Below are 17,417 nucleotides of genomic sequence, written 5' to 3'. Positions count from 1 at the left end.
CAAGCGTTAAAAACACTTGTAAACTACCATAGGTATGATGTAGATGTAAATTATTGGTTTCTTAGCTTGATGACATTGAAGCTGAGCCTCCTCGACGCAAGCGCCTGCGGGGTCTCAGCGTTTCCTCAATTCCCGTAGTTGCCCGAGTGTCTTCCGCTACATTCTACTAGTTCTTAAAAATATAAAAAAGCTATTGAAGACGGCAAATAAAAACCCAAACTATTAGGTGAATGTTTAATTGACATATCACATAATATTCGAGTTTATCATTAGCTTAAATACTTACGACCCAGCCTCTTTTCTCTTATAGTAGAAACTTCTATTGTTATTAAGCTTTCTTAACAAATTCAGATTTAAGCTTCATCTCACCAAAACCATCAATTTTGCAATCAATATCATGATCTCCATCTACTAAACGGATATTTTTCACTTTTGTGCCAATTTTCACAACCAATGATGTCCCCTTCACTTTTAAATCTTTCACAACTGTAACAGAATCACCATCATTTAGCATATTTCCGTTTGCATCTTTGATGATTTTGTTATCTTCAGTTTGTTCGGTTTCTCCCTCTAATGTCCATTCATGACTACATTCAGGACAAATCAGAAGACTTCCATCTTCATATGTATATTGTGAATGACATTTAGGACAATTCGGTAACTCTACCATATGCAGTTCCTCCAAGCGATTTTCTCTCGTTTATTATACTATAAGTGAAAAATCTTGAAGGAAATTCTTTCTTATCATGTGAAACATGAGCTTTTGGACTATTTTTGCTTCAATTCTACTTACAATGGATACATATTAGTTCAACATTAACAGTTGATAAAAGCACAAGATAATTTTATCTTCGATTTTAAGAATTTATCTTCGATTCTGCCACTTTATCTTCGATTATGAAAATTTATCTTCGATTCCGCCGATTTATCTTCGATTAGACATTTTTCGACACACCCCGACAACTCTCGATGAACAGACGACGTTGCCATTAAGGTACACATTTTGTCAGGCATTATTAAAATGATCGTAATGTCTCCAACAAATATGCTGACTAATTAACTTTCTCCCACTTCTCCAGAAGTTTTCTCGCCTTTGATCTTGAAAAATTATATGACTGCCAATTTTCATTATCATCCATTAACTCTACTTTTTTATTCTTTAAAATCTCTTTAAATAGCTCATTATCTGATTTTATTAATGTGAGAATAGCGTCATATGATAATGATTGTAGATAGGAAACATCAAGCTTACCTGTTTCCGCGTAACGAGCCATATTTTGCTTCACAATTAATTGATCCATATTAAGGTAATTCACAAGTACATACGCCAATAGTGACACAATGAACATCGCTCTTAAAAGCTTAAACTTTTCTTTAAACACTTTGAACATCGCTAAAGCTAATAACACAACTAATAAAATCATGAAAGCATGTGCATATAAGCGTGAATACGTGTATCCATATGCTTGTTCATATAAGGAAAGTCGATAATAAGCAGAGCCTAACATGACAAAAGTAAAAATGACAATCATACTTAACAATAGTTTGATCATTTTAGGTAGTACTTGTTTCGGAAATTTTCCGATATGAGTTAACACAAACAAAATGCCTAAATTGATGATAGATACTAAAGTAAGTTCATTAAATCCCCGTCTTGCGTATTCAGCATATGTGTAACTCAACGAAGTACTAGATGGATCTCCTGTAAAAAAGTATGTGAATTGTACGGCTGAATATAAAAAATAAACGAAATTTAGCAATAATAAAACTGTACTTACAATGACGATATCCATTTTCACCGGTTGGGTCTCCTCTACTTGCCCAGGAATAACCAATGGTTTTGATAGAGTAATAAAAAATGCAAAAAGCCAAAGTGTGATAACCAGCACAAGAACTAGTTGAAAAACGAGACTTCCAATGTTTGCATCATAAAACCAGTTTGGCAATTGCCCTAGTAACTGCTCAAAATGCTGATCTGAGGAAATCAATAAGTATAAAATTGTCCAAAGCAATGGAATTGAAATGAAGATTCCTATCATTATTTTTTTAGCCATTTGAAAACTTTGGTCATTCATATTCCTTTTGCTGATATTTGCAAAGAATTGAAATAAGTTAAAAAACTTTAGAATTGTTTCAAAGAATGTAAAAACCATCGATTTTATAAATAAACGATTTCCCCATTGATCAAAGTTCCATCTTCTTGCGTGAACCATATGGATAAAAATAAGAGCTGGGACCATGAGAAAGTTCAAAAAAAGTAAGATTCCATTATTAAACAAAACAAAAGTCAAACTTAACATTACCGCTGAACCTAATAAAAGAAAATCAACTATTTTTTCTCTATTTCCATTGGAAGGAACTCGAAAATAAAACACTAGGTAGATATATAGAATATAAAGTGGATAAGAAATCCCAAGTGCTTTTCCATAAAACAAATAATGAAATAATATTCCACCCATTAAGCATATCAAACCATTTTTCCATGTTTTCTCCATCATTTTTGTCTCCTTTTCATACATAGTATTTCTATGTATATTAGTAAAAAAATACGCATTTCTCTTCTTTATTACATAGTATTTCTATGTACATATGAATAAAAGTAGAAACCTTCATCTCACACTTTACCTAAAGGTTTCTATGTAAATTATACAGATCGATAAACACCGATATAGTAAAAGAGCTTACTAATAGGATAAATCAAGAATGTCATAACTACACAAAGCACAACAAATTCCGATGTCAAAATTGGCTGAAACCAGTGATTTGGAATAAAGTGCAATAATGTCATGACCATAAGCAAAACATTTGGTACTATACTAATAAACACAGTTTTTGAAAATATTTTTTTCCCAAGAACACCATATTCCCTGCCAATTTCAAAGCCTAAAATCATCCAAAAAAATGTGTAAACAATAACAATTGTTAATGGTATTCTTGCAAGCAATCCCCAAGCTTCGGAAAAAATCGAATCTTCAAATACATGATAACAAAGTGTTAACAAACTACCGATGAAAAAAAACATAAAATTACAAAAAACAAAATTCCTGCTTACAAAACTTTGTTTGATCGGTTCAACCTCAACGTAGAGTTTTGCTATTTCAAATGGATCTCCAAGCTGCTCAATGATTTCGTCTATCGTTAAATCAACACGATCATGCAATTTTTCATTTATATGTAATTCATATTCAAAAACAACTTCATCTTTATTAACCGTTTCTGGTAGCGACTTTTTGAGAGTATCTAAAAATTGTTGTTTAGATCGAGTCATATCGATCTCTCCCAATAATCCCATTCATCATGCTAACAAATTTACCCCATTCTTTCGTTTTTTCGGATAAAATGACTTTGCCTTCTTCTTTTATTTTATAATATTTACGTGCAGGACCTTTTGGTTGTTCCTGCCAATATGTTTCAACATAACTCTTTTTTTCTAGTTTATGAAGTGCTGGATATAATGTCCCTTCCTTTACTTCAAGGGCATTTCCACTTCTTTTTTCCATTTCTTTCACTAACTCATAGCCATACATATCTTTTTCATTTAACAACTGAAGTAATATTAGTGACGTACTTCCTTTAATAAGCTCTCGATCAAACATCAACTCACCTACCTCGAATTATTAGGTATATATCTTTGGTTCATATTCTACATTGTTTTGGAAAAAAATCAAGCTCAATAAATTCTGTTTTCGTAAACTTTTGCTTTCACAAGCCTACTATAACAGTAGAATTAAAAAACAGTAAGATTAAATATTATCTGAATTTTTTAATGTTCACAAATTCTGAACTATGTTATATTCATTTTAGTAATTACATAATTATGGAAGAGGTGAAGAATATGCAAAAATATCGTAAGCGAAATACAGCAGCCTTTACTTGGGTAGCCTATTTTACACTTTTCTCTGGTGTCGCTCTTTTTTCAGTCGGGCTATATAATGAAACAAGCCTTGAGTTAAATGAAAAGGGATATTATATTGCTGTTATGATTTTAGTTGGTGTTGGGTCAATCTTAACTCAGAAAGTAACAAGAGATAATGCAGAGGATAATGAAATCATTGCGGAACAGAAAAGTCAAAATAGTTCTAACAGTAGCTTATAAAAACCTTGCCAGAATTAAAAAGTAGGCTCTGTTAATCTTTGTTGTTGATTTCCGTTACAGGCATTCGCTTTCCGCGGGCGGTCCGAGAGCCTCCTCGGCGCAAGCGCCTGTGGGGTCTCCCTTTGACACGCTTCTCCCGCAGGAGTCTCATGCCTTTCACTACAATCAACAAAATGCTAATAATCAACATTAAGCTTTAACATAGCCAAAAAGTTAAATAATAAATATGGTAAAACCTATTAGCACATAGAATTAGCAGGTGAACTTAACAACATTAATCCATCATTATTGAAACGAACTCTTATTATATATTATTAAATGCTATTACAAAGCCCACAAATATTGTTCCTTTTGATGGAATTGTCAATTGCGCACCATTTAATCGCAATACCTAAGGAGGCAATGCACCTCCTCAGGTATTGCCCCTGCACAAATTTGATCAAAACACTGGTTTTTCCTAATCTTATTTCACTTTCAGTTAAACAACATCATATCCTTGGTCTTCAATGGCTTCTTTTATTTGTTCCAAAGTGATATGAGCTTGTTCATAATTTATTTCTACCGATCCATTTTCTAAATTCACTTTTACAAGAGATACACCTTGTAGTTTGCTTACACTTCCTTCAACTGCATTGACACAATGGTTACAAGACATTCCATCAACTTTCATCGTTACACTTTCCATCTATCTCTCTCCCTTACTTTTTCATTAATCTTTGAATGGTTACTAGTAACTCATCAACAATCTCTTCATCGCCATCTTGAATTCTTTCTACTACACAAGAGCGAAGATGTCCTTCAAGTAATAATTTACCAACACTATTTAATGCAGCTTGAGTTGCTGAAATTTGTGTGATCACATCATCACAATACGTATCTTTTTCGATTAATGACTTAATACCACGGATTTGCCCCTCGATTCTGTTTAATCTTGTCACAAGATTTTTTTTCACGTTCTCTGAGTGATGACTACTTCTATGTTCACCATTTTCATTCGTATGGCAACTTTGGTTCGTTTCTTCTGAACTCACTACGATACCTCCTATGAACTCTTTCCTTCATTTTAATATACCCCCTAGGACTATTCAAAGTAATATTCCTCCTTTTTATCATGTATTACAACTTTTGTGTCTATATATAGAAGAAGAAGCTTAATTAGGAGGCTATTATGCAGCGGATAATTTTTGCAGTTTTATTACTTCTTTTACTTGCTGGATGCGGACAAGTAAAAGACTCAACAACTAATTCAACAGCTAATTCGTCTGAACAACAGATAATATCAACTGAAGCTATTTATATAGGTTTGATTGATAATCATTCAATTGAAGTGATGGTTCAAAATAAACCACTAGCTCTTCAAATTTCTGAGAATCAAAAAAAGCAGCTAGAATTATTTGAAACAAACAAACTCCTTGATATTGAATATGTCCATAATCAAGATACCTCACAATATATCTTGATTTCATTCACAGAAAAAGAGGCCTGATAAAATCATTTATCAAGCCTCTTATTTCCAACCCTATACTTGCAGCGAATTATTTTGTTTTTAATTGTTTGTCCAAATAAAACGTACCAAAAGGAATAAATGCTAACAATACAGCCCAGATTCCCCATAAGATAGACCAACGTTTCTGAAACTTAACAAAAGCAACCATAAATACATAGATGACAAAAAGAAATCCATGCATACCCCCTACAATTGTTACAGCCATTGGAAAATCAAAAAAGTATTTTAATGGCATCGCAATTAGTAATAATACAAGATAAGAAATTCCTTCTAAAATACCTGTAAATCTTAATAGTCCAATTGATGAATGAAACATCTTTTCAACTCCATTTTTAAAAGCGTTCTCTTTTCATTATACAAGCTTTTAAAGAGATCATGACTATTAAGTTTGACAATTTCACAACACCCTCACTTAGGATAATTTCTCTTATCTTTTTCCATACTATAGGTGGAGGTGTAGTTGTGGAATTTTTACATAAATATAACGTTGAACAACATCACGACGGAGCAACATTAATTTTATATGTATCTGATTTTGACACAGAATTTGCAACAGAGTTAGGTACTGAAGTCTCGAATACTCGACAAGAAGAAATTAGTCATTACGCACAACGTCGTTTTCCAAATTTAAAAATTAACACAATCAAGGTCGTTGCAGGCGGAATTATCGTATGTATGTTTTCATTCTCCGGATTATCTTCGAAATCAACAGCAAAAGCAGCTGAGCCAAATCAGACAGTTACTACAGCTTTATCATATACAGTGAGAAGTGGGGACTCTCTAAGTGTCATTGCCAAAAAATATAATATCACCACTAGTGAATTAAAATACTTCAATAAATTATCAACAGACACAATTAAAGTTGGACAAGTTTTGCAATTACCATTAACAAAATATATGGTGAAATCTGGTGACTCCCTCTCAGTTATTGCAAAAGCTTTTTCTGTTTCTGTTGATAAACTTAAAACTCTAAATAATATGACTTCAGATGTTATCTATCTTGGACAAACATTATTTGTCCCAACAAACATATCAACCACATCTGGAGATATCGTTAATAACACACAAACAAAAACAACAAACACCTATACAATCAAAGCTGGCGATTCTCTATCTTTAGTAGCCAAACAGTTCAATACAACTGTTGCTGCAATTAAGACAGAAAATAATTTGACAACAGATGTTATTACTATTGGGCAAAAAATTAACATACCTCACCAACAAAATGTAGAGTCTCAAAAGGTAACAGAACCAGTCGACACCTTACCTGATTTGTATACAGTTGTGAGTGGTGATAGCTTATCTGTTATCGCAAAAAAATTCAACATGACTGTCCAAGAACTTATGAACCTAAATTTATTAACCAACACAACGATTATTGTTGGGCAAACCTTAAAAATATCAAGTACAACAACTAATGAGCAAAAACCGGTCGATCATAATGTTCAAGCTCCTACTACATATACAGTTGTAGCTGGCGATACGCTTTCTGGAATTGCCAAACGCTTTGGACTTACAGTAAATCATTTGAAAAAAGTAAATCATTTACAAACAGATGTTATTTTTCTAGGTCAAAAGCTGCAACTTAAAGAGCAACAGACTGAACAAACTTACACAGTGAAAAGTGGTGATACACTATCGCAAATTGCTAAAAATTTTGGTGTAACAACGTCAGAGATTATGACTTTGAACACATTAAAATCAGAATTAATCTTTGTTGGGCAAAAGCTGCTAATAAGAGGAACAGGACAACCAAACACTGGTGGCACGACAATCCAAAAGCTAGAAAATACAGTTTCTTATCGCACCCATACTGTTGCTTCTGGGGATAATATATGGAATTTAAGTGTGAAATATGGTATTCCACAAGCTGAGCTTTTAAGAGCAAATAAATTAACAACATCCAGCACACTTTCAATCGGACAAAAGCTTACCATTCCTGTTCATCAAATTGCTGTTCAGGCAACAGTTAGTGAGCGTCATGGCGAATATTTAGATTGGTGGACGGAAGCACAATATGTATTTCCTATTGGTAAGACAGTAACGATTACTGATTTTCAAACAGGAAAAAAATTCAAGATTAAACGAACAATTGGAGCAAACCATGCAGATTGTGAGACAGCTACATTAGCCGATACAACAATCGCAAAAGGCATTTGGGGTGGATTCAGTTGGTCTACTCGTCCAGTACTCGTAGAGGTTGATGGACGAAAAATAGCAGCAAGTATGTCATTTGCTCCACATGATGTGGATTATATTAGAAATAATGGAATAACAGGACATTTTGATATTCATTTTAAAAATTCTACACGCCATAAAGATGGGAAAATTGATTCCTCACATCAAGAAAAGGTGAAAATTGCAGCAGGTCTCCAGTAGTTTATCTAATAATGAGGCTTGGACATAATCTAAGCTATTGAATATACATTACTGTTTTCTATTAATCGGATAAGCTTGAAATACAAGTTCATTCCATTTCGCTGCTTCTTAAAAATAATATGTAATTTTATAAAAATCTCTAGATAAAAACCCGAACTATTAGGTGAAAGATTGAAATATCTCCTAATAGTTCGGGTTTATGATTAGATTAAATACTTATGCCACAGTATTTATTATTTAATAATATCCGTATCCATAGCCGTAACCTGGTGTACCTACTCCATATCCTCCAGCCGTATATCCACCAGCTCCAACGACGATTAACAGAATAAATAGAACGACAAGTAATGTAAATCCACCTGTGTAACCACCAACTGCATCGCTCATTTATGCTTCACCTCCAAGATGATCTACATTTATACGTTATGTAAATCACCTAGAAAGTGATCTAGGCTTTTGCCTAATCCTTCTATGAACAAGTTAACATAGTGAATGATTTTTAGTTCTATTATTAGACTTTAAATTTGTTTATTGTTTGCTCTAACTCAGAAACAGTACTTGAAAGTGTGGAAGCCAAATTTCCTAGTTCATCAGCTGCAGCAGACTGTTCTTCTGTTGTTGCTGTTACTTCTTCCGTTGTTGCTGAAGAATCTTCTGCAACATCAACCATTTCACTGATTGCACTCTCAACTTTATCTTTATTTAGATTAATTTTACTTATTGATGTTTCAACATAATTAATCTCTTCGATGATTGAGTTCGTTCCTTCTAGAATATTTTCAAAGGCTTCTTGTGTATTATGAATTGAATTTGTTTGTTCTTTAAAAAGGGTAATTGTTGTTTTTGCTAGCTCTACAGATTTTTTCGTTTGATTCAAAATGCTTGCTATAACGGTTTCAATTCTCATTGAAGACGTTTTGGTTTGATCAGCTAATTTACGAATTTCATCTGCAACTACAGCAAACCCTCGCCCTGCTGCTCCAGCTCTAGCCGCTTCAATACTTGCATTAAGTGAAAGTAAATTTGTTTCTTCACTTACATTTTTAATCATTTCTACAATTTCTTTTATCTGTGATATTTCTTTGTTTAATGCGTCCATTGTCGTATCAACTTGACCTATATTCGTACCCATCTCTTTATTTTTCTCTGTAAGCTCTTTAATCGTTTCAATCGATTGACTACTTACCTTTTTCGTTGTTTCAGTAATTTCCGAAACTTTATTCATATTATTAGAGACTTCGTTGATTTCAGTTGATAATTCTTTCATTTCTCGGTTGGTTCTTTCAGAGTAATCAACCTGACTAACAGCACCTTTTGCTACATCTTCTATAGCTGAAGCAATTTGTTCTGAAGCTGAAGCAGACTCCGAAGCAATGCGTTTTAAATCATTCGCTCGATTTACAGCATACGCTGAAACTCTCTTATTTTCTTCGATCATCGTTTTAATATTTTCGAGCATTGTATTGAAGCTTGTCCCTAGCTGTCCTACTTCATTTTTGTATAAATAATCAGCTCGGTGAGTCAAGTCCCCTTGCTCTGCATGCTTCATAATGCCTACGAGTTCATATATTGGTTTAATCATACTTTTTGCTAGGAATATACTAGCGAAAAGTGCTAAAACAACAAATGCTAAGATAATAATATAAACGAGATAAATAACATTTTGAATTTCTTTAAAAAGATAAGATTTAGATGTAGAAACAGCTACATTCCAACCATTATCACTTTCCTTCATAGACACGAGATGATCTTGATTATCTTTGCCTTCTTCATATTTTGTTCCTATCAATTTTTCTTTATTACTAGAGATTATTGTTCCATCTTGATTGATAATTGAAATTTCTCTACCAGAATTATCTTTACCACTTTTAAAAACTTGGTTAAATAGAGCAGTATCAGCAACAAGAATTAGTGTACCAACTTTATCAATATCTCGATAAAGATAGATAAGTTCATTGTTCCCCTTATATCCAGTTATCCATTCTGCAGATCTGGCTATTTTATCTCCTTTTTGGGCAATGACATCAGTAATAAAGCTCTCTATGTCAAGTGATTTCACATAACTACTTTCACCGAAAATTTTATTTTCACGGTTTACAAAAAATAGAGATTTAGTATGTTCATTTGTAAAAGAGATGCTTGAAAAATATTCTGCAGCGGTCCGTTGTTTGTTGAAAACTTCATATTGAGTTAAGCCTTCATCATTTTCCAATTGTTTAATTAAGTCCATATTTGAAAAAGGAATTAAAGATAAATTATCAATTTCCGCCAATTTATGATTAACATTTTGAGTAACTTGAGCGCCAATCTCATCATTCATTGAAGAAACTTTATTTTCAATCGTATTTTTAGAAACGAAGTAAACAACGTTTCCGATAATAACACTAGGAATGATTGTGAATATTAACAAAAATATAATCATTCTTGATTTCAATGTCATACCTTTAATGCTAGGAGGCAGCTTTACAATCGATTTTTTCTCTTTTGATTGTTTAGGCTTACTTTTACTTTTTATTTTTTTTATAAATTTCCCTTTATTCTTCATGACTTTTCCCCCACATGTGTAGTATGATTTACCGATAACTTTTTTAATTATCTGATAATATAATACCTTACTTTATCATCCTTCCTTAATTGTAGTAAATTTGTTCCACAATAAAGTAATATCGTATTAAAAATAATGATGAATTCGTTTACATTATACTATATTTCGACTAAATATACTTATTTTTTTTAGAAGATTTCATTTTTTATAGATATATATTCCTATCATTAACAAGTTTCTTTTAGATAAATTACTTTAAAATAAGTTTTGTAAGACAAATAGTCCTGGCTGCAAAAAAAACTCAAGTTCAGTGGAGTTTGATCATTTTTTGTTAAGCTCAGTGTTCATGGGTTTAATTAATGGTAACAAACAAAAAACTTGGAAATTGATAGGTGAAATCAATTTCCAAGTTTACACAGACTATTATACTGCTATATTTCCTTGCTGATCTTCTGCTTGTTTTCTTTGTTTTTTAGATGTTCTAAAATGTAATAATTCATAAACAACAGGAATCACGACTAAAGTTAACAATGTCGCTACACTTAATCCACCAATCACAACTACTGCTAAACTTGCAGATACTAAGTTACCAGTTTCCGCTTCTTTGAATAATAATGGAAGCATAGCTGAAATGGTCGCAACGGCAGTCATTATAATTGGACGCATTCTTATTGTTGCCGCTTCTACTACAGCATCTCTAATGATCATTGTTTTTTCATTTTGCTTTACTCGATCGAGAAGAACAATAGCATTTGTGACAACAATTCCGATTAACATAAGAGCACCAAGCAATGCTGTAATATCAACAGAAATACCGCTTATCATTATTCCTAAAATAGCGCCAATAGCAGCAAGTGGTAAAGAGAATAATATTGCAATAGGTGCACGAATTGTCTTGAATGTGATGACCATGATTAGAAACACGATTCCAATCGATGCAAGCATTGTCATAAACAAATCATTGAAATCACTTTGTTGATCTGCACTTGCCCCACCAACTAATACATCAATATTGTCCGGTATCTCTATTCCCTTTTCCTCTTGATCTCCAAAGATTTTTTTGTTTACTTCTGCTGAAATTGAAGATAGATTTTCTGGTTCTACATTAGCTGTTACTCTTACATATTGCTCTCCATCTTTATGGAATGTACTAGTAGGTTCCTCTTCTTGTTGTAATTTTGCCACATCTGAAATAGTTGATAATCCATTTGCTGTCATGATCGGAACTTCAGAAAGTTCTTGCTTCGTTTCTGGGTTATAAATCGGCTCAAGCATCACCATTGTTTGTTGATCGTTCATCTCTATTAAACCTAATGGTGTTTTATTAAGCATAACTGAAGCTTGTTGGGCAATTTGATCTGCTTTAGCCACACTTGGATCAACAACAAATGAATAAACTGTTTTTGTTTCTTCTTGATTTGATGAAACTTTTTCCACTCCTTCTACTTCTTTAATTTCAGCTGTAATCGTTTCAGACATATTGATTAATTGATCAATATCATCGCCGATCACATCTATTGTAATTGATGTTCCACCACCGCTCATCATCGTTGCTTCTGTCGCTTCTAATGTCGCATCTTTATATGCTGCTTTTTGAGTGTTGATTTTTTCAACAAACTCTCCCATTTCAGCATCCTTTTTTAAGATAGCCATAATCATTGTTTTTGTCGGACTTTCAACAGATCCAAATTTAGCTCCATCCTCGGTATTTCCTAACTGGACATAAACATGATCAAGCTCTTTTTGTTTAAGAATATAATTCTCTAATTTTAATGACTCTTCTTTCACCTTTTCAATAGGTGTTTCATTTGAATATTCTAATGAAACGAGTACATAATCTGCTTTTGTTTTATCAACAGATCCTTTAGGTAGAGCAACATATGCTCCAATTGATCCAGCAAACAAGAAGAACGCTGTTAATAAAACAACCCATTTATGATTTAATGACCAAGTAAGGAATTTTGTGAATCCTTTTGATGGTTTGTGTTCTTTTATCTTTGCGTTTTTTAATAATCCCGCACTCATAATTGGAACGATTGTAATTGCAACAACTAACGATGCTAATAGAGAATACGAAATAGTTAGTGCAAAAGGAAGAAGGAAATCTTGTAAGCTCCCTTCTATTAGACCCATTGGCAAAAATACAGCCACTGTTGTTAAAGTTGATGATGTAATGGCCGTACCCACTTCTTTTGTTGCATCAATAACCATTTTTATTGAAAACTTCTCAGTTTGTGCTCTTCTGAATATATTTTCAATCACAACAATACTATCATCTACAAGGCGTCCAACGGCAACGGCGACTCCACCGAGCGTTAAGACGTTTAAAGTAACTCCTGATTGCGCAAGTAGGAATAAAGTAAATCCTAATGATAATGGTATTGAAATGATCGTAATTAATGTTGAGCGAAGATTTCGTAGAAAAATCATAATGACAATTGTGGCAAATAAGGCACCAAGTAAAACTTCTTTTATCATACTGTGTACCGATGATTCAACCATATCTGCTGTAGCTAAAATAACAGTTGTTTCTAACTGATCATATTTTTTATTTATTTCTTCTGAAGCTTTTTTGACATCTTTACTAATTGTCACAGCATTTGAACTACTATCTTTTGTAATAACAAAAATTAGACCATCTTTTCCATTTAATCTTGTTAAATTATTTTCTTGTTTTTGAAGAGTGATTTCAGCAACATCATTAAGTTCAACTGTTGGAATCACTTCAGTTTCTTTCAATTTCTCAAGTGTTGTAACATCTCCAACCACTTTAATATTTGAGGCTTTCCCATCGATATCTTTTACTCCAACAGCCGTTGAGTTTGTTTGTCCTTGAAGCAATGTCATGATTTGCTCAACAGACGTTTTCTTTTCTGACATTTTATCTTCATTTAATTTGACCGATACATAAGATGGGATAACACCATTTGTTTGAATATCAGAAACTCCGTCAATGTTCTTAAAATAGGGAACAATCTCTTCTTCTGCATATTGAATGGTATCAGGAGTAATTCCTTCATCAAACGTAAGAGCGATATATGAAATAGGAATCATCGACGTATTTAATTGTACAATATTCGGCTTCATCACATTTGTAGGAAGAGGAACAGTTCCTAGCGCTTCTTCAATTTCTCGTTTTGCTTCCTTCTTTTCAACACTTGACTCAAAGTGAATATCAACTGATGAGTAACCATCTCCTGTTGTTGAAAATACATTTGTTATACCACCTACCGAATCAACTGCTTTTTCAATAGGGGTTGTTACTTGCTTCTCCATCGACTTTGCATCCATTCCCTCTCCCATTGTGACAACAGAGATAAACGGTTGATCTGCAGATGGAAGAAACTCCATCGGTAGCCTGAAATAGCTCAAAACCCCCATAACTAATATAATCATTGACATTAAAATAACTGCAGCCTTATTTTTAAAAGACCATTTTGTAATCCACGACATCTTCTTTTCTCCTTCCGACTTCTCGTTTTAGTTGTTGAACTTACCTCTCGTAACTTATCCTTTACCAAAGGAAAAAGTTGTCATATTTGGTTAGTTACTACAGTCATAATTCTAATCCTTAAATGATCACTCGTTAAATGACTTGAGGTGTAAACTTCTCTAAGGCTTAAGACGTATTTGGTGGATTTTGGATAGTTTGGAGTTGTTATTTATTTGGAAACAGTAGATAGGTGAGGGGGAAAAGATAAGAAATTTGGATAAAAAATCAGAGTCTGTTACATAATTAAGGAATCATCAATAAAAACGGATAAATCTAAAGTGCTTATTCCTATTAATCAGTTAAATTAGGAATACAAGTTCGTTCCATTACGCTGTAGACACTCCATTCGCCGGGAAGGAAGCGAGTGTGGGGTATAAAGGACATGCACGAGAAAGCATGAGTAAAAGTCCGTCTTAGAGCTGATGAAGGACTTAAGCGAGAGAAATACCCGAGTAAATGTCCGTCATAGAGACGATGAAGGACTTAAGTGAGGGAAATGCCTGAGTAAATGTCCATCATAGAGACGATGAAGGACTTAAGTGAGGGAAAAGACCGAGAAAATGTCCGTCATAGAGCTGGTGAAGGACATAAGCGAGGGAAATGCCTGAGTAAATGTCCGTCATAGAGCTGATGAAGGACATAAGCGAGGGAAATGCCTGAGTAAATGTCCGTCATAGAGCTGATGAAGGACATAAGTACAGAGATGCGGTGTTTCTAGTGTAAACTAAATTAGAAAATGCAATATTAGATTGTGTTCTATACAACTCAAAAATCGTTAATATTGTTGGGTCTTCTTTCAGAATTTTAGATCACTCAGAAAAAGAAGTTGTTAAATTAATTTTTGAGCATTCATAAACGATCAAAATTGTGCATCGTTAGCTTGACATTTACAGTGGGGGTCTCAGCTTCTCCTCTACGTCCCAGATGTGCCCTAGTGGCTTCCGATCCATTTCCACTAAGTTCTTAAGAATAGTCTTCACAAGCAAAAAATCTATTAAAGTCAGAAAATAAAGACCCAAACTATCAGGCGATAGATAAAATCTCACCTAATAATTCGGGTTTATCATTAGATTTGTTATGTCCGAGGTCCCTTCTCAAATGTTCTCAAAGATCCACGTTTACAATAACCTTCCATTAAACAAGTGGAAGGGTAGGTTTTCAATACACATATAAAGATTAATTACTTAGAAACAAAGTATCTCTAAGACTTCCGACCAATTTTAAAGCCATTATTGATTGATTCAAAGCCGATCTTCGGATAGTATTCCATTGCTTCTTCTGATGCCAATAGTATTAATGCTACTTTCTCTCCAAGCTCTTCTCTTAATAAAGAAACAAGCTTCTTACCAATCCCTTTACCTTGGTACTCTCTACTAATCGCTAAGTCAGATAAATAACAGCAATAGTGATAATCAGTAATAGCTCTAGCTACGCCAACTACTTTACCTTCTTCTCTAGCTGTAATGATGATATCAGCATGCTCGATCATTTTTTGTAATCTTGGTAAATCTTCCACAGGTCGTTTGATGCCAGATAATTTAAAAACCTCAGCTAGCTCAACAGCACTTATTTCATCATTTACCTTGTATGTAATCATAGTTTTATTCTCCTATCCGAAAATTTGTTAATATTTTCTATATAGTTTTAATAATAAAAAAAGCCACCACGATAGTAAAGATAAACTTATAATCTTTACTATCGTGCTGACTGAAATTAATTTTCTTCAAGTACTCGTATAAACTCTCTCATATAATCAGGTAGATCTGGTGGACGTCTACTTGATATTAGATGTCCATCAACAACAACAGCTTCATCTAACCATGTTGCTCCTGCATTTTCCATATCATCTTTAATACCTGGTGTACTTGTCACTGTTTTACCTTCTAGAATCTTGGCAGAAATCAGTACCCAACCTGCATGACATATTTGTCCGATTGGCTTCTTGTTTTCTTCCATATATTGAACAATATCAATCACTTCTTTAAAACGTCGAAGTTTATCTGGAGCCCAGCCTCCTGGAACTAATAACGCATCATAATCACTTGCCTTCACATCTTGAAAAGCAAAATCTGAAGTAGCAGGTACTCCATACTTCCCTTTATATGTAAATGCTGCATCTTCTCCTACTAAATCAACAGTTGCCCCTTCTTCACGCAATCTGTGAATAGGATACCAAAGCTCTAAATCCTCAAAATCTTCATGAACAAAGCTTAATACCTTTTTTCCTGATAGTTTCATGTTTCCAGCCTCCTTATCTTATAATTCACCTTATCTAATCTTGCTTTAGAATACAAATGATATACCTATTAGGTAAGTCACAATATTCATCGCGGTTACCATCGATGCTACGATCATTTATTTAATGTAGCTTATTAGTCTTCTATATCAACTAATAATCTCGCTGTATGTTGATCTGTAATTAACACATTTGCATATTTACCTTTTAACGCTCCATAGATTGCATCAAACTTTTTAGGGCCACCTGCAACTAAAATTGATTTTTCTTTTTTCGCTAATTCATGAAGCTCTATTCCGATTGTACGACTATTCAAGCTCTCAACACAAACTTCACCATTTTTATCAAAAAACCTCGAGCATATCTCTCCAACGGCCTTTGACTGAATATGATGTTGATCTTCACTTGATAGGTATTCTGCTTGCAATAAAACTGAATCAACAACAGGAGTTCCCACACTAAAGATCGCTATATTCGCTCTTTTACCCAAATCAAGTATTTTATGAATATGTCGATCTGCTTCAATTGCTTGCTTCACAACGATATGATCAACAATAGCTGGCAATGGCAACATAAATGTTTGGGTATTAAATGCTTCACCAAAAAGGTGAATGATTTCAGATGCATAGGTTTTTGATTCTGAATGACTAACTCCTCCATTAAGCTGCACTATTGTTGTTTGACTCAATGGTCTTGGTTGAAGTCTTTTCGCGATTTCATAGACAGTCGTTCCCCATGAAGTAGCAATAACATCGGAATCTTTTACAATTCTATTAACATAGTTTGCCGCTACTTCTCCAAGATGACGTTTTATTAATTTGTTGTCATACTCTGAAACAGATGTAACGATTACTTCTTTTAGATCAAATTTATTCCTCAATCTATCCGTTAATAATTCACCAGCTTCTACTGGGTTATGAATGGTAATTTCAACAATTCCTGAATCCTTCGCAGTTTTTAATAATCTTGAAACAGTTGGTCTTGACACATCTAGTTTTTTTGCGATTTCCTGCTGACTGTAATCTAATTGATAATAAAGCTTCGCAGCTTCAATGATTTTATTTAATTTTTCTCTTTCCATTACGCAGCACCTATTTTTATTAGTATTAATACACAATTAAGGTTAAGTATTTTTCCTTAGTTATGGTCCTAAACAGCATT

General features: G+C 33.5%; 16 protein-coding genes. 3 read left to right on the top strand and 13 right to left on the bottom strand.

What is annotated here, in order from left to right; translation table 11 throughout:
- Positions 1 to 328 precede the first annotated feature (328 nt).
- From LC076_RS17735 to LC076_RS17720, 4 genes are all read right to left on the bottom strand, one after another.
- Positions 329 to 670 carry a zinc ribbon domain-containing protein YjdM gene (locus LC076_RS17735; protein ID WP_226670419.1) on the bottom strand — a complete coding sequence of 114 codons (342 nt, stop codon included), beginning with the start codon at positions 668 to 670 and terminating at the stop codon, positions 329 to 331.
- 382 nt (positions 671 to 1,052) lie between these two features.
- Entirely contained in the window at positions 1,053 to 2,495 is a 1,443-nt protein-coding gene (locus tag LC076_RS17730; RefSeq protein ID WP_226670418.1) for a DUF4153 domain-containing protein, read from the bottom strand.
- Positions 2,496 to 2,644: 149 nt separating this feature from the next.
- Positions 2,645 to 3,268, bottom strand: coding sequence for a DUF1700 domain-containing protein (locus LC076_RS17725; protein WP_226670417.1), 624 nt, complete (start codon positions 3,266 to 3,268; stop codon positions 2,645 to 2,647).
- Positions 3,255 to 3,596 carry a PadR family transcriptional regulator gene (locus LC076_RS17720; protein WP_226670416.1) on the bottom strand — a complete coding sequence of 114 codons (342 nt, stop codon included), beginning with the start codon at positions 3,594 to 3,596 and terminating at the stop codon, positions 3,255 to 3,257. The genes LC076_RS17725 and LC076_RS17720 overlap by 14 nt, the downstream gene beginning before the upstream one ends.
- Positions 3,597 to 3,835: 239 nt before the next feature.
- Here LC076_RS17720 and LC076_RS17715 point away from each other — a divergent pair, with 239 nt between their 5' ends.
- Positions 3,836 to 4,096 carry a YiaA/YiaB family inner membrane protein gene (locus LC076_RS17715; protein WP_226670415.1) on the top strand — a complete coding sequence of 87 codons (261 nt, stop codon included), beginning with the start codon at positions 3,836 to 3,838 and terminating at the stop codon, positions 4,094 to 4,096.
- A 478-nt stretch (positions 4,097 to 4,574) separates the two neighbouring features.
- Here the strand turns inward: LC076_RS17715 and copZ are convergent, their stop codons facing one another.
- Both copZ and LC076_RS17705 read right to left on the bottom strand, forming a co-directional pair.
- Positions 4,575 to 4,781: a copper chaperone CopZ gene (gene copZ / locus LC076_RS17710; protein ID WP_226670414.1), complete on the bottom strand. Its 207-nt coding sequence runs from the start codon at positions 4,779 to 4,781 to the stop codon at positions 4,575 to 4,577.
- A 13-nt stretch (positions 4,782 to 4,794) separates the two neighbouring features.
- Positions 4,795 to 5,127: a metal-sensitive transcriptional regulator gene (locus LC076_RS17705; RefSeq protein WP_226670413.1), complete on the bottom strand. Its 333-nt coding sequence runs from the start codon at positions 5,125 to 5,127 to the stop codon at positions 4,795 to 4,797.
- Positions 5,128 to 5,264: 137 nt separating this feature from the next.
- Here LC076_RS17705 and LC076_RS17700 point away from each other — a divergent pair, with 137 nt between their 5' ends.
- Entirely contained in the window at positions 5,265 to 5,582 is a 318-nt protein-coding gene (locus tag LC076_RS17700) for a lipoprotein (protein ID WP_226670412.1), read from the top strand.
- Between the two features lie 49 nt (positions 5,583 to 5,631).
- Here the strand turns inward: LC076_RS17700 and LC076_RS17695 are convergent, their stop codons facing one another.
- Complete coding sequence (locus LC076_RS17695) at positions 5,632 to 5,919, bottom strand: DUF3817 domain-containing protein (RefSeq protein WP_226670411.1); 288 nt, start codon at positions 5,917 to 5,919, stop codon at positions 5,632 to 5,634.
- A 146-nt stretch (positions 5,920 to 6,065) separates the two neighbouring features.
- On the opposite strand from LC076_RS17695, the gene LC076_RS17690 reads away from it, so the two are divergent.
- On the top strand, positions 6,066 to 7,982 hold the full coding sequence (locus LC076_RS17690) for a LysM peptidoglycan-binding domain-containing protein (RefSeq protein ID WP_226670410.1): 1,917 nt from the start codon (positions 6,066 to 6,068) through the stop codon (positions 7,980 to 7,982).
- Positions 7,983 to 8,219: 237 nt separating this feature from the next.
- Here the strand turns inward: LC076_RS17690 and LC076_RS17685 are convergent, their stop codons facing one another.
- From LC076_RS17685 to LC076_RS17660, 6 genes are all read right to left on the bottom strand, one after another.
- Positions 8,220 to 8,369, bottom strand: coding sequence for a YjcZ family sporulation protein (locus tag LC076_RS17685; RefSeq protein ID WP_226670409.1), 150 nt, complete (start codon positions 8,367 to 8,369; stop codon positions 8,220 to 8,222).
- 124 nt (positions 8,370 to 8,493) lie between these two features.
- Positions 8,494 to 10,527, bottom strand: coding sequence for a methyl-accepting chemotaxis protein (locus tag LC076_RS17680; RefSeq protein ID WP_226670408.1), 2,034 nt, complete (start codon positions 10,525 to 10,527; stop codon positions 8,494 to 8,496).
- 423 nt (positions 10,528 to 10,950) lie between these two features.
- Positions 10,951 to 13,980 carry an efflux RND transporter permease subunit gene (locus LC076_RS17675; RefSeq protein ID WP_226670407.1) on the bottom strand — a complete coding sequence of 1,010 codons (3,030 nt, stop codon included), beginning with the start codon at positions 13,978 to 13,980 and terminating at the stop codon, positions 10,951 to 10,953.
- A 1,241-nt stretch (positions 13,981 to 15,221) separates the two neighbouring features.
- Entirely contained in the window at positions 15,222 to 15,617 is a 396-nt protein-coding gene (locus tag LC076_RS17670) for a GNAT family N-acetyltransferase (RefSeq protein WP_226670406.1), read from the bottom strand.
- Between the two features lie 116 nt (positions 15,618 to 15,733).
- The gene (locus tag LC076_RS17665) at positions 15,734 to 16,258 is read right to left on the bottom strand and encodes a type 1 glutamine amidotransferase domain-containing protein (RefSeq protein ID WP_226670405.1); all 525 of its coding nucleotides are present in this window, start codon (positions 16,256 to 16,258) and stop codon (positions 15,734 to 15,736) included.
- Between the two features lie 134 nt (positions 16,259 to 16,392).
- Positions 16,393 to 17,337, bottom strand: coding sequence for a sugar-binding transcriptional regulator (locus LC076_RS17660; RefSeq protein WP_226670404.1), 945 nt, complete (start codon positions 17,335 to 17,337; stop codon positions 16,393 to 16,395).
- Positions 17,338 to 17,417 lie beyond the last annotated feature (80 nt).

It is taken from the genome of Metabacillus litoralis (assembly GCF_020524045.1).
Classification (GTDB): domain Bacteria; phylum Bacillota; class Bacilli; order Bacillales; family Bacillaceae; genus Metabacillus; species Metabacillus litoralis_C.
This window is presented reverse-complemented; position numbering and strand designations above follow the sequence as displayed.

Excerpts from the sequence above, each read along its gene's own strand:
- LC076_RS17735 (WP_226670419.1), bottom strand. The coding sequence starts at position 670 with ATGGTAGAGTTACCGAATTGTCCTAAATGTCATTCACAATATACATAT.
- LC076_RS17730 (WP_226670418.1), bottom strand. The coding sequence starts at position 2,495 with ATGGAGAAAACATGGAAAAATGGTTTGATATGCTTAATGGGTGGAATA.
- LC076_RS17725 (WP_226670417.1), bottom strand. The coding sequence starts at position 3,268 with ATGACTCGATCTAAACAACAATTTTTAGATACTCTCAAAAAGTCGCTA.
- LC076_RS17720 (WP_226670416.1), bottom strand. The coding sequence starts at position 3,596 with ATGTTTGATCGAGAGCTTATTAAAGGAAGTACGTCACTAATATTACTT.
- LC076_RS17715 (WP_226670415.1), top strand. The coding sequence starts at position 3,836 with ATGCAAAAATATCGTAAGCGAAATACAGCAGCCTTTACTTGGGTAGCC.
- copZ (WP_226670414.1), bottom strand. The coding sequence starts at position 4,781 with ATGGAAAGTGTAACGATGAAAGTTGATGGAATGTCTTGTAACCATTGT.
- LC076_RS17700 (WP_226670412.1), top strand. The coding sequence starts at position 5,265 with ATGCAGCGGATAATTTTTGCAGTTTTATTACTTCTTTTACTTGCTGGA.
- LC076_RS17695 (WP_226670411.1), bottom strand. The coding sequence starts at position 5,919 with ATGTTTCATTCATCAATTGGACTATTAAGATTTACAGGTATTTTAGAA.
- LC076_RS17685 (WP_226670409.1), bottom strand. The coding sequence starts at position 8,369 with ATGAGCGATGCAGTTGGTGGTTACACAGGTGGATTTACATTACTTGTC.
- LC076_RS17680 (WP_226670408.1), bottom strand. The coding sequence starts at position 10,527 with ATGAAGAATAAAGGGAAATTTATAAAAAAAATAAAAAGTAAAAGTAAG.
- LC076_RS17675 (WP_226670407.1), bottom strand. The coding sequence starts at position 13,980 with ATGTCGTGGATTACAAAATGGTCTTTTAAAAATAAGGCTGCAGTTATT.
- LC076_RS17670 (WP_226670406.1), bottom strand. The coding sequence starts at position 15,617 with ATGATTACATACAAGGTAAATGATGAAATAAGTGCTGTTGAGCTAGCT.
- LC076_RS17665 (WP_226670405.1), bottom strand. The coding sequence starts at position 16,258 with ATGAAACTATCAGGAAAAAAGGTATTAAGCTTTGTTCATGAAGATTTT.
- LC076_RS17660 (WP_226670404.1), bottom strand. The coding sequence starts at position 17,337 with ATGGAAAGAGAAAAATTAAATAAAATCATTGAAGCTGCGAAGCTTTAT.